Annotated in this window: 1 protein-coding gene and 1 pseudogene; one reads left to right on the forward strand and one right to left on the reverse strand. The window is 57.2% G+C overall.

Going from position 1 to position 922, the window contains the following annotated elements; translation table 11 throughout:
- Positions 1–233, reverse strand: a pseudogene (locus D8U18_RS28890) (hypothetical protein); the annotation flags it as partial.
- Between the two features lie 335 nt (positions 234–568).
- On the opposite strand from D8U18_RS28890, the gene D8U18_RS23265 reads away from it, so the two are divergent.
- Positions 569–922, forward strand: a 354-nt coding sequence (locus D8U18_RS23265) for a DUF6124 family protein (protein WP_131108545.1), incomplete at its 3' end; no start/stop codon positions are given.

Below are 922 nucleotides of genomic sequence, written 5' to 3' on the forward strand. Positions count from 1 at the left end.
CAGATGTGCCCGATCCCTGTAGGAGCGAGCCTGCTCGCGAAAAACGATTGGGCGACACGGACATTCAGATAGCCCGCGTCATCGTTAACGACCATCGCGAGCAGGCTCACTCCTACAATGGATGTTTTCGTCTGCTGAATCGGCATAGACCACAAAACCTGTGGGAGCTTGGCTTGCCAGCGATAGCGGCCTGACAGCCAACCAATCCCTACGGCATGTTTAAAAGCGTTCAAGATTGCTTCCTGAAAGCTACGTTGCCTTGCGTCGTTACCTACAACTACGCCAGAATCCGCCGGCTTGTGCGCCTTGGCCCTTGTCTCTATCGTTCTCGTGTCGCTACTTTTCCAGCGATCGGGTTTAGCAGCTCGGTAAATTTCAAGGCTCGCCAGTGTCACCCTTTGATCTGTCTGCGCACTCGGAGTTCAGGCAAGTCTGCGTCATGGTGGCTGTGCGTGGGGCACTTCGGTGCGCCGGGTTCCTTGATCCCTGGTCTGCTAACCCGCGTACAGCCGCCACCTTTTCGTTTAGCAGCGATGTGTGGCGGCTCCATTGATCAAGGAGTTTTACCATGTTCAAACCCACCCCAAATCCCCCTGAAACCGACACCGTTTCGCCCTACGATTCCCCCAACTCCAAAAAACTCCACGAAGCCGCCGACCGGGCGTTGGACTCCCACCTCAACCCACCGAAAGCCCCGTCCCCAACTCACCAACCCAGCGCCATGTTCACCATCGTCCTGGATATCAATACCGAAACGCTGTTGGCCCATGCCTGTGAATCCCTGGCCTCGGCCAGTGTCATGGCCAGTGACCTTGCCGGGTTCGTCGAAGGCCCCCAGCGCAATGCCCTGCTGGGGATCGCGCAGATCATCATGCTGGGAGAACTGGCGGTAAATCGGGCACTGGATAACCTCGATCCGCAG

The organism is Pseudomonas sp. Sample_10 (assembly GCF_004321495.1).
GTDB lineage: Bacteria > Pseudomonadota > Gammaproteobacteria > Pseudomonadales > Pseudomonadaceae > Aquipseudomonas.